The following is an 18,987-nucleotide window of genomic DNA, read 5'->3' as shown; positions in this document are numbered from 1 at the left end:
GGGGCCGTTTGTAAGCTTGTTCTTGAGATGGTATTGAATCTCAGATAACAGGGATCACATAAAGCACCGACAGGTAAGTCGATAAACTTATAACGTTTATCTGAATGAGATTTTCTACTGTCCTTATAGGGGGGTAGCAGTCTACCCACACAGCTCACAAACGAGGGGTAGATTGTCATGGGCAGTCAGGTCATTAATCAGTCAGACGAAACCATTGATCCAGCAACAGATGATCCTACTCTTGCAGGAACGTCAGAAGATGACATCCTGAATGGTGGTGGTGGTGGTGATGTTCTGTTAGGCGGTGACGGCGATGACATGCTTAACGCCGGTGGTGGTGATGACATCCTCGAAGGCGGCATTGGTGATGACACCCTCCATGGTGGCGGCGGTTTTGATATCGCTAGCTACGAAGGCTCCGTTACCGAGTATTTTACCGTCGATACCGACGGAGATGGCATCCATGATGCCCTGGCTATCGACGATGGAAAAGGCAATACCATCATCTTCTCGACTGGTGGTGATGAAGGTACCGACTACCTGAAGCAGATCGAGGCGCTTAAGTTCAGCGATTACACGTATTATCTGGATGGTGTCACGAATAACGCCGTTCTGGCCTTCGAAGATCTGGCGCTTGCCACCGAAGATAATGGCAATAGCCGCATTAATGTCCTGTCCAATGATATCGACCTGGATGGTGATGAACTTACCATCATTGAGATTAATGGAGTAGCCGTCGTAGCAGGTGACACGGTTAGCCTGGCTGAATCAAACGCAACAGTCACACTCAATGAAGACGGCACACTCAACTATCAGACCAATGGTCAGTTTGAACAACTGAAAGCAGGGGAATCTGAACAAGTAACGATTAACTACACTGTCACAGACAGTAATGGCAGCACCGATGACGGCAGCGTTGAGATCACAGTTCAGGGTACTAATGATATCAGCCATGGTAATGGTATCGACGGTTACCTGGTGGGCTCAACCGTGTTTGCAGATTCTGGTGATGGTGCCGATGGCGAGCCAAATGGAGAGTTAGACGCAAACGAAGCTTTCGGTATGACAGATGGTTCGGGCGGTTTTACCCTGATCAATGCAGAGGGTGACCTGATCCTGCGGGGTGGCGTGGATATCTCTACTGGCCTGGCGTTTGAAGGCACATTACGCGCGCCGGACGGGTCTACAGCTATTACCGCCTTTTCAACTATCGTCATCGGAGTTATCAATCCGAGCAGTCTGGGCGGGGTCAAACACACCATTCAACCCGAGCTTGTTCAGGCTGTGAACCAGGTCAAAGCAGCCTTTGGCATCGATCCGGATGCGGACATTCTCAATATTGATCCGGTAGCAGCAACCCTGGCTGGCGATAGCGATGGTGCAACCATCATGACTGTAGCCTCGCAAGTGCTTAACACGGTGACGCAAATTGCCGCCCTGATGGAAGGAGCCGGTGCCCTTGCAGATACCAGCGATATTTTTGATGCGATTTTCCTGCAAATATCTCTTGATATTCTCGACACCAATTTTTCAGGAATTTATGACCTGACCAGCACAAACTCACCCCAGATAGAAAGCCTCATCCAAAACAATGCAGATGCTTTAGGAGTGACCCTTTCCACCGAGATGACCCAAGGTGCGACGGAAGTTATCGCCGCCGCCAACAGCCAAACCCAGGCAGCTCTGGATAGTGGCGCAACAGGTGAGGACTTACTCACCGATATCGCCCAGGTCAGTATCGTCACTCAGGGTGAGGTAGCAACTGCCTTAGCTAGCGCCGCAGAAAGCGGCACAGCAGATGCTATTGATCAGGTGCTGAATGAATTCACAGGTACGAATCTGACTGAACATATCAATCAAACCGTTGCTGGTGACATCAACGGCCTTGAACCTGATACTCCAGCGAGTTTCATCACAACATGGACTTCTATGAGCCTGGATGGCAATGGCTATGAAATTATTGCCCAACGTTTTGATGCAGCCGGGAACGCCATCTGGGCAGATGATCTGCAAATAAACTCACAGCTTGCAGGCGATCAGTATGATTCGGATGTAACGACACTATCCGATGGGAAAATACTGATCACATGGACATCTGTTAATCAGGATGGGGTGGGGGTTTTTGCCCAGATTATTGATGCTGCAGGAAATACCTTGTGGGATATAGAAAAGCCCATCAATCAAAATACAATGTTTAATCCGGATCATCCGGCCTGGGAGCAAGGAGGAACATCCTCTATCGCCTTGGAAGATGGTGGTTTTCTTATTACATGGACCAGTTTGGTTAGTCTTTCTGAATTTCACCATACAGCGCATGTCATCGCTCAGCGTTTTGACTCTGATGGCAATGCTCTATGGCCAAGTGAGAAGACGCTTGGCCAGTGGCCCTCAGGTCCTGATGGTTATCATGATGCTTCTGTTGCTGAATTGTCCGATGGCGGATTTGTTGTTACTTTTTCTCAGAACTATCTAAGGGAAAATATACACCTGCAACGTTACGATGCTAATGGAAACCCGCTTACTTCGGAAGACGAGCTGGTATATGAAGGTTTGGAAACTATAGACCCAGCAGATAATGAACCTTACGATTGGCTCACTGCATCCGATACAGATTCATCAGTAACAGCTCTGACAGGCGGAGGCTTTGTAGTAACCTGGGCGGTTGCTGACGGCAATTACCCTGTATCACTTACGGATGATTCCGATATCGCTTATCGGGTCTTTGATGCAGCAGGCAATACGCTGTCTAACGATCTCCAGATTGCGAATGCCAACATTGATGGAAAGGATAATCAGCCATCTGTTGCTGCCCTCCCCGATGGCGGATTTCTGGTGTTATGGACGGGGACTGAACCATACGACAGCATCTATGTTCAGCGGTTTGACGCTGAAGGTAACAGGCTCTGGAATACTGATCTTGAAGCGACTTCGTTCACTACAGGCAGCCATCATGAAGCATCTATTCTCAGTACAATGGACGATGAAAGTTTTATCGTTTCCTGGACCGCTGATGGCTTTGATGGCGACTCAGGTGGTATTTTTGCAGCGCGCTATAATTTAGACGGGACTCTCCTCTCGAACGGTATTATTGAAATTAATCAGGAGGGTATGGGAGACCAGACACTATCATCGTTAACAGCGTTACCGGCAAACTATGCTCCCGTTACCGGACTTGATGAATTCACAACGGATGAGGATTCAAATTCAATCTCGTTCTCTTTTTCAGACCTCCTGGCAAACGATGTAGATATTGACCAGAATGATGCGATCAGAATTACCGATTTTGATCTCAGTAATGTGCCGCCAACAGGAGTGATTGTTTCTGTTGATAACTCAAACGAGCTGGTCACTGTAACGTTCAACGATACCTATCAGTCACTCGGCGATGCAGAAAGTGCCCATATTACATTTAACTATACAGTCACTGACAATTTTGGCGCGACCGACTCCGGCCATATAGACGTTACAGTAAATGGCATAAATGATTCACCCGTTGCCGTCAGCGATCATGACACTACCGACGAAGATTCAGTACTGATAAACGGTAATCTTTTCGATGCTGATACTGAAGGCCCTGATTTTGATATTGAGGGTGATCTCTTCACTGTTCATTCGGTCAACGGCTCTACACTTAGCATTGGCAGCCTGCTTACCTTAGATTCAGGGGCACTGCTGCTGGTCAATGCTGACGGCAGCTATAGTTACAACCCTAATAAACAGTTTGAAACACTATCTGACGGCGAAAGTGTTACTGATAATTTTACATATAGCGTTGTAGATGAACATGGTGCAATTTCTGAAGACGTTATCTCTTCAGTCACAGTAACAGGTGTGAATGACGCCCCGGTTGCACTTCGCGACTTGATAATCATTGATGAAAATACCACACAAGATACCGGATACCTCTTTAACGACAACTTTTACGGTTCAGATTATGATATTGAGGGCGATAGTTTCACCGTATACTCAGTTAACGGTTCGACCAGTAATGTAGGGACATATTTACCTCAGGATCCTTCTTATTATCTATACGTAAGGCAAGATGGGTTCTACTCGATTGAACCCAGAGTCTCGTATGATTATCTACCGGAAGGCCACATTGAAACCAAAAGCTTCAGATACACAATTGTTGATGAACACAATGCCGAATCTGAAGAAGTCGTTGTCTCTATTGATATCACTGGCGTCAATGACGCGCCTGTATCAGGCGCAGACACCATCACTACTGATGAAGATGCAGGAAGCGTAACCTTTTCATTCGATGAGCTTCTGGTTAATGATACTGATGTCGATTTTGCTTCCCGATTACTGATAACGAATATTGAAGCCGGCCCGTTACCTTCTGGTGTAAGCCTTTCTGTAGACTATGTCGACACAAAAAGTGTGACCATAACTTTTGGCGACAGTTACCAATCATTAAGCGAGGGAGAAACGGCTGATCCGATAACGCTTGGCTATACAGTAACAGACCAACATGGTGCTTCAGATAATGGTACTGTCAATGTGTTAATCAGCGGTATTAATGATGCGCCAACAGCAGTCATTGGCTCTGGCAATGCGAATGAAGACCTTACAACTATCGGCACGGTATTCGATAACGATTATGATATTGATGGGGATAGCTATACTGTCTCCTCAGTTAACGGTTCTTCAGCTAATGTTGGCTCATCAATTGACATCGGTGAAGGTGCTCTATTAACGGTTCACACTGATGGCAGCTATTCGTTTGATCCGAATGGCCAATATGATTTTATACCTGAAGGTGGTTTTTCAAATACCAGTTTCACATACAAAATTATGGATGAACATGGCGCTGAATCGTCAGAAACCACCCACTACATCGACATCATTGGCGCCAACGATGCGCCTGTAGCCCGCGATGATGATTTATTTGCTGGCGAAGATGACGGGGAAATTGTTATCAGCTTCACTGAGCTTTTAGACAATGATTCTGATGTTGATGACGCAAATAATATTAGCTCCATTTCAATTACATCATTTAATAATCTCGATTTACCCGAAGGCTCTAACTTCACAGAAAACTTCGCGACAAAAACCGTTACCGTTAACTTTGGTGATGCCTATCAATCGCTCATTGAGGGGCAAACGGCAGGTCTGAGTTTTTCCTATACATTGACAGATAACATCGGAGCGACATCAACAGCCACTGTTAACGTTACTATCAACGGTGCCAATGAGATCTTTCAAGGCAAAGGTATAGATGGTTACCTGGTCGGCTCCACTGTATTCGCTGATGAAGACGCTAATGGCCTGCTGGATGCAGGCGAAGTATCCGGAACAACAGATGGTTCTGGTGGTTTTACGCTGGTTAATGCATCGGGTGACCTGATCCTGCGTGGTGGTGTGGATATTTCGACTGAACTGGCTTTTGCAGGCACGCTTCGTGCCCCGGAAGGTTCCTCTGCCATTACCTCTTTATCAACGATCGTCACAGGAGTCATTGATCCGAGCAGCCTGGGCGGAGTCAAACACACCATTGAACCCGAGCTTATTCAGGCTGTGAATGAGGTCAAAGCAGCCTTTGGCATCGATCCGAATGCGGATATCCTCAATATTGATCCGGTTGCGGCCACCCTGGCCGGTGATAGCCATGGGGCAGCTATTATGTCCCAGGCCTCACAAGTTCTGAATACGGTAACGCAGATTGCAGCTTTGATGAAAGGTGCCGGTGCCCATGCAGATACCAGCGATATTTTTGACGCAATTTTCCTGCAAATCTCTCTTGATATTATCGAGTCTAGTTTTTCCGGAATATATGACCTGACCAGTGCCAATTCGGGCTTAGTTGAACTTCTCATCCAGGACACCGCAACCGCCTTAGGCGTTATCCTTTCTACTGAAACGATCCAGGGCGCTGCGGAAGTTATCGCCGCTGCAAACAGCCAAACCCAGATAGCCCAGGATAGTGGCGTATCAGGCGAAGCCTTACTCACACATATCGCGCAGGTCAGTATCGTCACCCAGGGAGAGATATCCAATGCGCTATCTAATGCTGCAGCAGCTGATACGGCTGTCGCCATTAATGAAGCAGTAAACAACTACACAGGTATTAATCTGCAAAACTTAATTCAAGGAACAGCCATTTCAACCGGTAACCTTGATGGCCTGGAATCTGTTGGGGGTGATAACTATGCCCCCCTTGCTGCGACAGACTTCGTAGACAGTAGCAAAATTGATAATTCTTTAACTATAAATTTCAGTAAAATACTGGCTAACGACCTGGATTTAGATGCCGACGCAATAAGTATCACCTCATTTGATGACTCCAGCTTACCTGAAGGAGTGATCTTATCAGCGGACTTCTCAGGCCAAACGGTAACAGTAACCTTCGGCGATACATATCAGTCGCTTAATGATGGCGAAACAGCACACCTGAGCTTCGGCTATACCCTTTCAGATGATAAAGGCGGTAACTCTCAAGGCTCTGTTCATGTAACCGTTAACGGTACGAACGATGCCCCGGTTAATGTGACTTTGGCAGATGACATATTTATCGCCGGTTACCACTCAGGTATCCCGACAGATACTTTCCTGAACGATGGTACAGGAACTCTAAGTGATACAAGCCAGAATCTGGATTTTCTCTCCAAGGTACGTGGGATGGATGCCGGCGATCTGGATGGCGATGGTGACCTGGATATCGTTGCCGGCATTGATGGCCAGCAGTTCAAAATCCTGACCAACGATGGCCTGGCTATCTTTACTGAAACCGGGGCCATGACCGGAACCGGGTCGAGTAATGCCTGGGATGTTGCACTGGCAGACTTCGATGGTGACGGCGATCTGGATGCTTACGGTGCTTACTGGTCCGGATTTGACCGCTACTTTGACAACGATGGCAGTGGCGTTTTCACTGACAGTGGCCAGGCTTTGGGTTCCTCACGTAGCCGCTCAGTAGAAGCCGCTGATATCGATGGTGATGGTGATCAGGATATTGTTGTTGTTAACAGTAATAACCCGGGGACCAGCCAGGATCTGGCTAATGAAGTCCTGCTCAATGATGGTAATGGTTACTTCACCACATTCAGCACCTTTGGCTCGGATCAAAGCTATGATCTCGATCTGGGTGATGTCGATGGCGACGGAGACATCGATGCCGTGGTCAGTAATTATCTGCAGGCTAATACTCTGTGGTTAAACGATGGTAGTGGTACTTTCACCGATTCCGGACAAGTACTGGGCACTGCAATCGCAGGCGTTATCTCGTTCACTGAACTAGGCGATCTTGACGGCGATGGTGATCTGGATGCCGTTGTCTCCAGCAACGCAGCCCGGGATGAGGTCTGGCTGAATGATGGCATCAACAGCGGTAATTTCATTTTTCATCAGTACCTGGGTAGTAACACCGACAACAGTTTTGGTCTGGCATTAGCCGACTTCGATCATGATGGTGACCTTGATACTTTTATTAATACCAATAGCAGCACCACAACCGGTGATTATATTTGGGTCAACGACGGCACAGGCAGCTTTGAATCAACACCGATCATTTTTGGCTCCTATAGTGGTGATGCATTATCAGTCATCACCGGGGACTTCGATGGCTCTGAAACTACACCAGCCACAGGCGGTTCTCTGATCCTTGATTTTGAAGACGCACATTCAGATGGTGGTTCCAATTCTGTCCAGATAGCCAAAGCTTATACCGGCAGCGATTATCACGGCTTTGACTGGGTTGGCTTCTTTGCTACTGAAACAGACGAGCGAAACAACAGTGCTTCGGTGGGCACCGAGCAGCTTTCAGTTGCTACCGGTTCTGATACTGCTCTGTATCTTGGTACGGCTGCGGAACACAGTTTTACCAGCGCAGATGGCTCTGAATTTAATCTTCTCAGCCTGATGATGGCCAAAGACAGCGGTAGCTCCGATGTAACCTTTGTCGCTTACAAAGATGGCACTGTCGCCGGATCGCAAACGTTTACCGCAACACAGTCACCCGCAGAAGTTACTTTCGACACAGCCATTTTCACGGATATTGATTCGGTTTCAGTCAGTTCGACTGGCAGTGGCGTGGCTTTTGATAACCTGTCCTTTAACAGTGTCGACTGGATAGTGTAACGATCAATTCTGCAGGAGGTGGAACGGCCCACCGGCCCTGCTTCCAGGCTTTACCTGACAGGGAGTTACAGCGACTATGGCGAACGAATCTGTCTTTACCCGGGTTTTCAAAAGTATCCGTTTCGGGCTAGCTTCAGTGCTGGGCATCAGCTTTTTTATCAATCTGCTGATGCTGGCCAGCCCTCTCTATATGCTGCAGGTCTACGATCGCATCCTCACCAGCCGCAGTGTCGACACCCTGGTACTGCTGACGATTATCGTAGTGGCAGCCCTCGCCACTATCGGCTTTCTGGAGGCGGTGCGCAGTGGCCTGATGGCTAAGATCAGCCACTGGATGAGTCAGGCGCTGTCCGGCGAAACCCTCAATGTCAGTATCAAGCGAACTCTCAGGCTGGAACAACCGGCCAATGTGCAAAGCCTTCGGGACCTGGATACGGTGCGTGGTTTTCTCACCAGCCCCACCGTCTACCCGCTGGTCGACGCGCCCTGGTCTACCATTTATCTGGCAGCAATTTTTCTGCTGCACCCCCTGCTCGGCTGGATCGCCCTGGGCGGCGCGTTAGTGTTATTAGTTATCGCCATTGCCAATGATATCGGTACCCGCAAGCGGCAACTGGCCGCCAATGAAACCGCAATGGCAGCCCTGCAACAAGCCGAATCCACGGTGCGTAATGCCGATGCCGTAGTCGCAATGGGCATGGCCCCCCACCTGATTGACTGCTGGAACCGCGCCAATAATGCCAGCCTTGAACAGCAAGCGGTGGCCGGTCGGCGTAGCGCGGTGCTGGTTTCAATATCCAAGTTCATCCGTCTCAGCCTGCAGGTCGCTATTCTGGGCACCGGGGCCTTTTTAGCTATTGGCGGCGAGATCTCCGCCGGCGCTATCATCGCCGCCTCCATTCTGGTCGGCCGCGCCCTGTCCCCGGTTGATCAGGCGATTGTTACCTGGCGCTCTGCACTGGCGGCGCGGGCTGCCTATAACCGACTGAAGACACATTTTCACAATCAGCTGGATGAAAATGAAAAAATGTCATTGCCGGAGCCGAAAGGCGATCTCTGTGTAGAAGCGCTGAACTTCGCTTTTCCGGGCACCGGGGAGGCGATCCTGAAAGGTATTCAATTTAATCTCACTGCCGGCGAAACCCTGGCCCTGATCGGCCCTTCCGGCTCAGGCAAGACCACACTGGTGCGGCTGATATTAGGTAACCTGCATCCTCTGTCAGGTCATGCACGACTCGACGGTATGGATACTGAACAGTGGGAGTCGGCCGACAGGGGGCAATATATCGGTTATCTGCCACAGGATGTGGAGTTATTCGCCGGTAGCGTACGGCAGAACATCGCCCGTATGACCGAAGGCGATACCGGGCAGGTAATTGAGGCCGCCCGACTGGCTGACGTACACGAGCTGATTATGCGCCTGCCGCAGGGCTACGATACCCAGATCGGAGCTCAGGGCATGGCGCTTTCCGGTGGCCAGCGGCAACGCATCGGTCTGGCCCGCGCGCTCTATGGTAAGCCACGCCTGGTGGTCCTCGATGAACCTAACGCCAACCTGGATCAGGCCGGTGATGAAGCGCTGGCTAAAGTCCTGGACACTCTCAGGGATCATAAAGTCACCACCATTATCATCTCGCACCGGCCAACGGTGTTTGAGTGGGTAACCAAAGTCGCGGTACTGCAGGATGGAAGCCTGCGGGCTTTCGGGCCTAAAGAGGATGTGTTCAACAAAGCTGCGGCTGCGCAGAAAGCCACACCAGCCCGGAAAATGTCCCCGCCAACCATGACTTATAAGATGGAGACGCCAGATGTTATCAAATAATCTGCCTGAGCGTCCCGAAACAGGTCGAACACTGATGCTGGGACTGGTTGTCATTTTAACCTTCTTCGGCACTTTTTTGAGCTGGTCGATCCTGTCTCCACTGGAAAGTGCCGCTATCGCCGTTGGCGAGGTCGGCACTGTGGGCAAACAGAAAGTAATCCAACACTTGGAAGGCGGCATCGTCAGCAAAATACTGGTCAAAGACGGCGATATCGTCGCATCGGGCCAAGTACTTGTCCGGCTGGATGAAACCCAGCCACAGGCAAACCTGAACCTGATTCGCGGCCGCTACCATGCCGCCCTGGCCCTGCAGGCCAGATTGGTGGCCGAACGTGATGGCCTGCAGGAGATAGCCTTCCCCAGCCCCCTGCAGCAATCGAACGATGAAAATGTGACCGTCATTGTGCGCGGTCAGGGCAATATTATCGTTTCCAGGCGCACCGCGCTGGACAAAAAACGCGGCATTCTGCAACAGCGTATCTCCCAGTATCAGGCAGAGATCAAAGGCCTGCGTCAGGCGATTCACTCACAGCGAAGACAGCTGACTCTGACTCAGGAAGAGGTCGATGCATACCAGCACCTGGAAACAAACGGCATGTCCGCGGGCAAAACCCGCATGCTGCAGTTAAAAAAAGAGTACGCCCGCATCAAAGGCGAGAAGAGCAAGAACCTCGCGGCCATCGCCCGGACTGAACAGAATATCGGCGAGACCGAATTGCGTATAAGTACCCTCAATACCCAATTCCTGAACGAAGTTATTGAAGAGTTACGAGAGGTCGAAAATGAAGTATTTGACCTCGACGAAAAGCTCCGCGCCGCAACGGATGTGGTTGAGCGAATAGAGATACGGGCGCCACTTGCCGGCACCATTGTCGGGCTGCAAATTTTTACCGAGGGCGGCATTATCGGGCCGGGCGAACAGATACTGGGAATTGTTCCCTCGGACGAGCAGCTGATTATCGAAGCCAGGATAGCACCCAACGATATCGATATTGTTCGGCCGGGCCTGCCCGCCCATGTCCGTTATACCGCGTTCTCGAGTCGTACTCATGCCCCGGTTGAAGGCAAAGTTATCAATGTGTCTGCCGATCGATTTACCGACGAACGTACCGGAGAGGCCTACTACAAGGCAGAAGTGGAGCTAACGGGTGATATCGATATCGCGTTGAACGGGGAATCACTGTATCAGGGCATGCAGGCAGAAGTGATGATCGTGACCGGCTCACGTACGCCGATGGACTATCTGCTGGAACCACTGACGGAGAGCCTTAACCGCGCCTTCAGGGAGTGAAATAAACAGGAGAAGAAGAAACAGAAAAAAGTCTTTTAACGCCACCAGCCTTACACTTGAGCTGACATCGACTGCCAGCTCAAGTAGTGTTCAGCTGTTCGAGAACAGCATTTACTTCACCACAAACTCACCTACCATGCCTTTGTTTTGCAGACCATCGGCATAGAACTCAAAATTACCAGGCTTAATCGGCACAAAGTAGATCTCGGCGCTGCCCTCATCTTCAAATTCAAGCTCAGTCAGGGTCATCGCCTTGATCTCCATACCACCGGCTTCTACTTTTCGCAGATAGATCGAAGTAAAAAATTCCGGTGCCTGCAATGCATACTCTTTCAAACCACTTGAGGTAATTTCCAGCTTATAAGCGGTACCGGTTTCCAGCTCATAACGTTGCTCAGAAAAACTGTAATCACTCTCTTCACTGCCCATTACCAGATCTGGCAATTTAACCGGTTTACGGGTCAGATCACCTTTCGCCAGCACACTTCCACTGACAAGAACAGAAGCAGCGACTACCGCTACAGACAAAGACTTCACTATATTCATAACCCGGCCTCAAACTTATTATTTTTTAACGACCCTGATAATGCTAGTGCGACCCTAAATCTTTAAAAATAGTACTTCAGACCTATTTGATTGGTACTTTCTTCATATTTAAACCTGTACCTATCCTGCCTATCCTGAATGAACTGAATCTCCCGGGAGTAAACAATGGTTTTTCTGTTCAGACTATCACTATTATGTATATCGCTTGGCTTAGCACCTCTGCTACAGGCAGCGCCATTAGACATAAAAGTTGGCTTTATCGCCTACCACCCAGATCAAGGGCCGGTGCTCTCTAACCTGATTCCAGAAGCCGCTGACCGTGGCTTTAAAGGTGCAGAACTGGGCCTGAATGATAACAACACCACCGGCCGTTTTCTAAAACAGACCTATAGCCTTACCTCAAAACTAGCAGAGGAACCTGAGCAGATAACCCAGATCACTCAAGCATGGCTGAATCAGGGCATCAGGCTTATCGTTGCAGATCTACCTGCCGAATATCTGGCTAAAGTCGCGGTACAGGTCAAACAGCACCGGGCGATGTTAATTAATTCGGGTAGCTACAACGATCAATTGCGCACTACAGAATGCCTCAGCAATACCCTGCACACACTCCCGAGCCGGGCAATGTTAACCGATGCACTGGCGCAATGGAGTAACTCCCGACGGTTGAAAAACTGGCTGATTATAAAAGGTTCTGAAACCAATGATCTGGCTTATGCTGCAGCACTGCATCGAAGCGTCAAGCGATTTGGAATCAACATTGTGGCCGAAAAAACCTGGGACTTTGATACCGATCTACGTCGTACAGCCCAGAACGAATTACCCCTTTTTACTCAAACCAAAGAGTATGATCTTGTTGTGGTCGCGGATGAACGGGGCGATTTCGGTGAATATGTCATGTTTAATACTTGGTATCCACGCCCGGTAGCCGGTACCCAGGGCCTGACGCCTGTTGCCTGGCACCGAATGGTAGAACAATGGGGTGCTGCACAGCTACAAAGCCGTTTTGAAAAACTCAGCGGGCGCTGGATGAACAATAAAGATTACGCAGCCTGGGCTGCCGTTCGCAGCATCGGTGAAGCAGTTACCCAGACCCGCTCCAACGATGCTGAAACCCTGTTTAATTTCATTACCTCGGATAAGTTTCAGCTCGCGGGCTTTAAAGGTCGTAAGTTAAATTTTCGACAATGGAGCGGTCAGCTACGTCAGCCAATTCCTTTGATTCAGCCTAAATCGCTGGTCTCTCAACCCCCGTTAGAAGGCTTCCTTCACCCGGTTAATGAGCTGGACACCCTTGGTTTCGACAAACCTGAATCGAATTGCACGGTAATGTTTGCCAGCCACTAAACATGAATAACAAACAGAATAACAACATAAGGTCTATGCTATGAAAGCGTTAAAGTTCCCGCTGAAACCTATTTATCCCGCCCTGTTAGGCTGCGCACTGCTTAGTAGTGCGTTGCTCAGTAGTCCAGTAATGGCAGAAAAAGCCTACGTCTCCAATGAGAAAGACGACACCATCTCAATTATCGATCTGGAAACAATGGAAGTCATTAATACCCTGGACGTCGGTGAGCGTCCCCGTGGCATTATCTTCAGTCAGGATCGTAGCAAACTTTATATCTGTGCCAGCGACTCTGACACGGTACAGATCATGGATTTGAGCGACCACAGCATTATTGCCGAACTCCCTTCGGGAGAAGATCCGGAACAATTTGCTCTGCACCCGGATGACCGCCGACTTTATATCGCTAATGAAGATGATGCGCTGGTGACAGTCGTCGATACCCAGACCCATGAGGTACTGGCGCAAATAGACGTCGGTGTAGAGCCTGAAGGCATGGCGGTCAGCCCCGATGGAAAATGGGCGCTTAGTACCAGTGAAACCACCAACATGGTGCACTGGATAGATACTGAAACTAATCAACTGATCGACAATACTCTGGTCGATCAGCGTCCCCGCCATGTCGAGTTTAACAAAAGCGGCACTATAGTCTGGGCATCATCCGAGATTGGCGGTACCGTTTCAATCATCGATGTAGACAGTCGTCAGATTCAACATAAGCTCAACTTTAAGATAAAAGGTATTCACCCGGATAAGGTTCAGCCGGTGGGTGTCCGCCTGACCGATGACGGAAAATATGCATTTATCGCACTGGGACCTGCCAATCATATCGCTGTAGTCGATGCAAAAACCTATGAAGTGATTGACTATCTTTTAGTCGGTCGCCGGGTATGGCATATGGATTTTAACGGAGATCAGTCAAAGCTATTAACCACTAACGGTATCAGTGGCGATGTCTCTGTTATCGACGTTAATAAATTGAAAGTCATTAAATCAGTTAAAGTCGGCCGTTACCCTTGGGGAGTACGGATCAAATCCTGATCCGGAAACCGGCTGATGAGTATAAAAATTGACAATATCAGTTTCAGTTACGGTCCTCGTAAAGCACTGTGTAATCTGAATCTGGAACTGAAAAGCGGACAGTTTAATGCGCTGTTAGGGCCTAATGGTGCAGGCAAAAGCACCCTGTTCGCTCTGTTAACCCGACTCTACGCTTTGCAATCGGGTGAAGTATTTATCGCCGGTCACAGCATTCATAGCCACCCGGCCCAGGTAATGCGGCAGCTGGGCGTGGTATTTCAGCAAAGTACCCTTGATCTTGATCTTAGCGTAGAGCAAAACCTGCTCTATCACGCCGCTTTACACGGCATTTCAGCTCGTGAAGCCCGGCCAAGAGTAACCCGGGAACTAGAACGTTTTGAATTAACTGATCGACTCAAAGATAAAGTACGCACCCTGAACGGGGGCCATCGCCGCCGGGTTGAGATAGCCCGGGCATTACTGCATCAGCCATCTATTCTGTTGCTGGATGAACCCAGTGTCGGGCTTGATCCTGCCACCCGACAGCAGCTCAACCATCATATTCGTCAGCTCTGTAACCAACAGAAGCTAACCGTTCTTTGGGCGACACATCTGATTGAAGAGGTGCAGGAAGATGATCCGGTTATCATACTGCATCAGGGCAATGTACTGGCCTCTGGCCAGGTATCGAGCCTGGTCAACGCATCAGACAGCGACAACCTTAATGACCTTTTTCAGCAGCTGACCGGAGCAGAACAGTGACAATACGTACCGCATGGATCTGTTTTAATGGTCTGTTAAAAAGGGAGCTACTGCGCTTTGTGCAACAGCGATCCCGTTTTTTCAGCGCGCTGGTGCGTCCATTGTTATGGCTAGTGGTATTTGCATCAGGTTTTAGAGCGGCACTGGGCATTGCCATTATCGAACCCTATGAAACCTACATCACTTACGAGGTATATATAGTGCCTGGTTTGTGCGCCATGATCATTCTGTTTAACGGTATGCAAAGCTCACTTTCAATGGTGTATGACAGGGAGATGGGCAGTATGCGGGTATTACTGGTCAGCCCCCTGCCAAGGCCTTTTCTGTTACTGGCAAAAATGCTCGCCTCATCGCTTATATCATTACTGCAGGTATATGCGTTTCTGATGATCGCCTGGGTTTGGGGTATAGAGCCGCCCTTATGGGGATTTATTACCGCCCTGCCAGCCCTGCTTCTGGTCGCATTAATGCTGAGTGCAATAGGTCTGTTTATCTCAGCCCGAATCAAGCAGCTGGAAAATTTTGCCGGGGTAATGAACTTCGTTATCTTTCCTATGTTTTTCCTGTCATCGGCGCTCTACCCTTTATGGAAGATGCGTGAAGCCAGTGAATGGCTGTACTGGATCTGTGCCTGGAACCCTTTCAGTCACGGTGTAGAGCTGATTCGGTTCTCTCTGTATCAACAAGGCAACCTTCAGGCATTATTGATAGTCAGCGGCGTGACTTTGGTCGCATCAGTGCTGGCCGTGAGTGGATTTAAGCCTCAACATGCTCAGCGTTAACCCCTCTATAACGGCCTAGAAGAGACTAACTCCTAAGCCGCAGTCGTGCTAACCGTTAGTTATTTCAAGACCAGACAAACTCAGGGCTAACCCTCAATAACTACCTGGTGAGTACTAAAGCAAACTCTTCCTTGTTTTAACCTTAACTATCAATAAGCACTGGGGATTCACTAAAACAGACTCGCCCCCGGCCCTTATGCTTAGCCTCATAGAGCGCCTGATCAGCATTTTTCATTAAGGTAAAGGCGTCGCTTGCCAGCTCATTTCGTAACGCGATGCCGATACTACAGTTAATGCTGATCTCAGAGTTTGAGTGTCGTATCGGTTTTACAATCTCTGCAAGCAACCGCTGACTGAGTATCTGTAACTGTTCGATGCCCTCATCCTGATGTAACTTGATGATTGCGACAAATTCATCACCGCCAATGCGACAAGCAAGATCAGATTCCCGTAGGTTAAGCTGTAACCTTTTACCCACTTCCACCAGCACTTTATCGCCAACATCATGGCCCTGCACATCATTGATCTGCTTAAAGTGATCCAGATCGATAAACATCAGAGCGACCTCAGGCGCCATATATCGAGCAGTCGCAGCCAGATCACGATTCAAACAGAACATCAGTGTTCTACGGTTAGCCAGACCGGTCAGCGGATCAGTTTCAGCCAGATAACGTAACTGCTGCTCGGCTTCTTTACGCTGAGTAATATCGCTGAAGGTCGCGATATAATTCTGAATCCTGCCCTGGCTATCTTTGTAGACGTTGATAGAGAGCCATTCGGGATAGACTTCACCACTCTTACGTCTATTCCAAATCTCACCGCGCCAGTAACCTGTATTTTCAAGTCGACGCCACATCGAACGATAAAACACTTCCTGATGACGGCCCGATTTTAGTATTGCCGGGGTTTTGCCTATAGCATCCTGCTCGGAATAACCGGTGATACGTGTAAAAGCACTGTTCACCTGCAGAATCCGGTTATTGGCATCACATACGGTGATACCTTCATAGGCGGAATCGACAATACGACCACTTAACAGTAATGAATCGGCTTTCTCCTGAAGCTCCTGCTGCTGACGGGTGATATCCCGGTGGTAGCTGTTAAAGAGGCTGCGTAACCAATGACTGTAATAATGAGTAATGAATAGCGCCAGAGCGCCCAATACCAGAAAAGAGATAATCAGGCTCTGCTCAGCCTCTTCCAGAGCATGCTCCAGCGAAGCTTTTTGCTCAGCCAATAACTGATTCAGATCACCTTCATAAACACCGGCAACCAGAATCCAGCCCCAACTATTGGCAGGTCTTACTAATGATAATTTCTCTACATTTTCGCTGCTACCAGGCCGATACCAGTTATAGTTTGTGTAGCCTCCGCCAGCCTTGGCAGTGTCCAGTATCTGCGCCATACTGTCCCGTATCAGGTCATTTTCAAACTGGTTATAGTGAATATTTTCCAACCCGGGGATCGCGGCATTAGCTAACATTTTTCCGGTATTATTAATGACCGCCACATAACCATTTTGCCCAAACCGGATATTACGAACATGCTCTAAAACCTCCGGCTTTAGTCCTTTCTGAAAGCGATCAAGATACTCCCCCGCCCCTACAATCCACTGATAAGGTTCAAACACTTCTACGTAGGCAATTTTATCGGCCATCTGCTGATTATTACCCGGCGGATACCAACGATACCTGGAATAACCAGCCGCCGCTGGGTTATCAACAGCATCGATCAAACCACGCATGATGTAATGACCTGTATCATCCCGGTTGTCATAGAGTGATTGCCCTTCAACATCGGGCGAGGTAGGCAGTAAGATACAAAGGCCATCCATATCATCGATAAATATATAGCCCCGACCATCAAAGAAGCGCAGTTCCCGCACCGCTTCTACTAACATAGACTTCATCTCAGCTTCGCTTAACTGTTGATGGTATGTCTGATACAAACTATTCATTACCTGTATCGCTTGCTGTGTCTGCTCTTGTGACTCCTTCATCAGACGTTGTTCAGCGCTGTCATAGCTCAGCTGCAGGTAACGCTCAACATCATCAAGCTCTGCTGATAACCGGCTGCGTTGTTGATCTATCAGGTTTGAATGTAGATTAGTTAGCTGCGCTTCGTATTGTTCGCGGGTATTAAGGTAGTAATAGCTAATCAATGAGATCAGCAGAAGCGTTATAATTGCAGAGCCGCCCCACAAGAGATAGGAAGAAAGGAGTGACGCCTTATTTTCATGTTTCATCATCTGAGCCTGCCAGCATGTCAAAAGGTATTCCCTACCACTTGAACAATCCATGCGCTAAAGCTTATTACAACCTGATTATCTCACTTCAGTTTTAAACAAAAACTGTCATTCATCATGTTTGATAAACCTTAAGCTCACATATATGACTTAGATCATTAGTATAAGCTAAACTTAAAAACAGTACTTTAGTACTGTTTTTTTGACGCGATAGTAGAATGTCATATCAGTCTGACTGACGTTGTAATAGAAGGAATGGAGTTTTAGGTAATCGGTACTCACATCTAAAGAATTATCCAGTCTTAAGGTTGCGATATTATCGGTTGCCAATCAGCAAACACTATTGCTAGATTCCATACCCCTACAGAGAATAATTATAAACGGGTACGATGCTGTTACTGATACCCGTCGGGAGAACAACGTGTATAAAATTCTGATTGCTGATGATCATCCGCTTTTCCGAGAAGCTATAGGCAATGTGATCCTTAGTGGTTTTCCCGGTTGTGAAACCCTTGAGACAGAAGATCTGGACTCCGCTCTGATACTGGCACAGGAGCATGATGATCTTGATCTGATCCTGCTGGATTTGAATATGCCCGGCATGAACGGCCTTAATGGTCTGATCAGTCTGCGTAATGACTCCCCTACAATACCGGTGGTTATTGTCTCTGCAGAACAGGATAAGCAGATAGTGCTACAGGCGATTACCTATGGTGCTGTTGGTTTCATTACTAAATCATCACCACGGGATCAGATGACCGAAGCACTACAACAGATTCTGAACGGCAATGTCTATCTACCATCAGACATTATCCGCTCTGAACGACCCACCAGCAGAATTCAGCGACGCCATGAAGAGAATCAGATTCCGGCCGAGATGCTGTCTTCCCTTACCCGTCGACAACTCCTGGTACTGGAACGGATGAGTGAAGGCGAATCCAATAAACAGATCGCCTATAACCTGAATATTGCTGAAACTACCGTTAAGGCTCACGTCAGCGCTATCCTACGAAAGCTTGGGGTTCACAATCGAATTCAAGCGGTATTGTCAGCCGGTAATGTCGATTTTAGTCAGTATCTGAAACGCTAAGCCAT

At 48.5% G+C, this 18,987-nt stretch carries 10 protein-coding genes; 8 read left to right on the top strand and 2 right to left on the bottom strand.

The window, feature by feature from the left end; genetic code table 11:
• Positions 1-177 precede the first annotated feature (177 nt).
• From EHS89_RS05340 to EHS89_RS05330, 3 genes are all read left to right on the top strand, one after another.
• Positions 178-8,079 carry an Ig-like domain-containing protein gene (locus EHS89_RS05340; RefSeq protein WP_124925096.1) on the top strand — a complete coding sequence of 2,634 codons (7,902 nt, stop codon included), beginning with the start codon at positions 178-180 and terminating at the stop codon, positions 8,077-8,079.
• Between the two features lie 76 nt (positions 8,080-8,155).
• The gene (locus EHS89_RS05335; RefSeq protein WP_124925095.1) at positions 8,156-9,901 is read left to right on the top strand and encodes a type I secretion system permease/ATPase; all 1,746 of its coding nucleotides are present in this window, start codon (positions 8,156-8,158) and stop codon (positions 9,899-9,901) included.
• Positions 9,888-11,192: an HlyD family type I secretion periplasmic adaptor subunit gene (locus EHS89_RS05330; RefSeq protein ID WP_124925094.1), complete on the top strand. Its 1,305-nt coding sequence runs from the start codon at positions 9,888-9,890 to the stop codon at positions 11,190-11,192. The genes EHS89_RS05335 and EHS89_RS05330 overlap by 14 nt, the downstream gene beginning before the upstream one ends.
• 111 nt (positions 11,193-11,303) lie before the next feature.
• Here EHS89_RS05330 and EHS89_RS05325 read toward each other — a convergent pair whose 3' ends face one another.
• Positions 11,304-11,738 (bottom strand): cupredoxin domain-containing protein, encoded by a 435-nt coding sequence (locus EHS89_RS05325; RefSeq protein WP_124925093.1) that lies wholly within the window; start codon positions 11,736-11,738, stop codon positions 11,304-11,306.
• A 165-nt stretch (positions 11,739-11,903) separates the two neighbouring features.
• Here EHS89_RS05325 and EHS89_RS05320 point away from each other — a divergent pair, with 165 nt between their 5' ends.
• From EHS89_RS05320 to EHS89_RS05305, 4 genes are read left to right on the top strand one after another with little or no spacing between them, the layout of a single operon-like run.
• The gene (locus EHS89_RS05320) at positions 11,904-13,085 is read left to right on the top strand and encodes an ABC transporter substrate-binding protein (protein ID WP_124925092.1); all 1,182 of its coding nucleotides are present in this window, start codon (positions 11,904-11,906) and stop codon (positions 13,083-13,085) included.
• A 40-nt stretch (positions 13,086-13,125) separates the two neighbouring features.
• Complete coding sequence (locus tag EHS89_RS05315) at positions 13,126-14,124, top strand: YVTN family beta-propeller repeat protein (RefSeq protein ID WP_124925091.1); 999 nt, start codon at positions 13,126-13,128, stop codon at positions 14,122-14,124.
• Between the two features lie 15 nt (positions 14,125-14,139).
• Positions 14,140-14,865, top strand: coding sequence for an ABC transporter ATP-binding protein (locus EHS89_RS05310; protein ID WP_124925090.1), 726 nt, complete (start codon positions 14,140-14,142; stop codon positions 14,863-14,865).
• The gene (locus tag EHS89_RS05305; protein WP_124925089.1) at positions 14,862-15,647 is read left to right on the top strand and encodes an ABC transporter permease; all 786 of its coding nucleotides are present in this window, start codon (positions 14,862-14,864) and stop codon (positions 15,645-15,647) included. Before EHS89_RS05310 ends, EHS89_RS05305 begins: the two co-directional genes overlap by 4 nt.
• A gap of 142 nt (positions 15,648-15,789) precedes the next feature.
• On the opposite strand, the gene EHS89_RS05300 is transcribed toward EHS89_RS05305, so the two are convergent.
• Positions 15,790-17,895 carry a sensor domain-containing diguanylate cyclase gene (locus EHS89_RS05300; RefSeq protein ID WP_170167417.1) on the bottom strand — a complete coding sequence of 702 codons (2,106 nt, stop codon included), beginning with the start codon at positions 17,893-17,895 and terminating at the stop codon, positions 15,790-15,792.
• Between the two features lie 418 nt (positions 17,896-18,313).
• Between EHS89_RS05300 and EHS89_RS05295 the strand changes: the two genes are divergently transcribed.
• Positions 18,314-18,982: a response regulator gene (locus EHS89_RS05295; protein WP_124925087.1), complete on the top strand. Its 669-nt coding sequence runs from the start codon at positions 18,314-18,316 to the stop codon at positions 18,980-18,982.
• The last annotated feature ends 5 nt before the right edge of the window (positions 18,983-18,987 follow it).

The organism is Amphritea balenae (assembly GCF_003858655.1).
Lineage (GTDB): Bacteria > Pseudomonadota > Gammaproteobacteria > Pseudomonadales > Balneatricaceae > Amphritea > Amphritea balenae.
The sequence above is the reverse complement of the archived record's forward strand: the minus strand, read 5'-3'. Positions and strand labels throughout refer to the sequence as shown.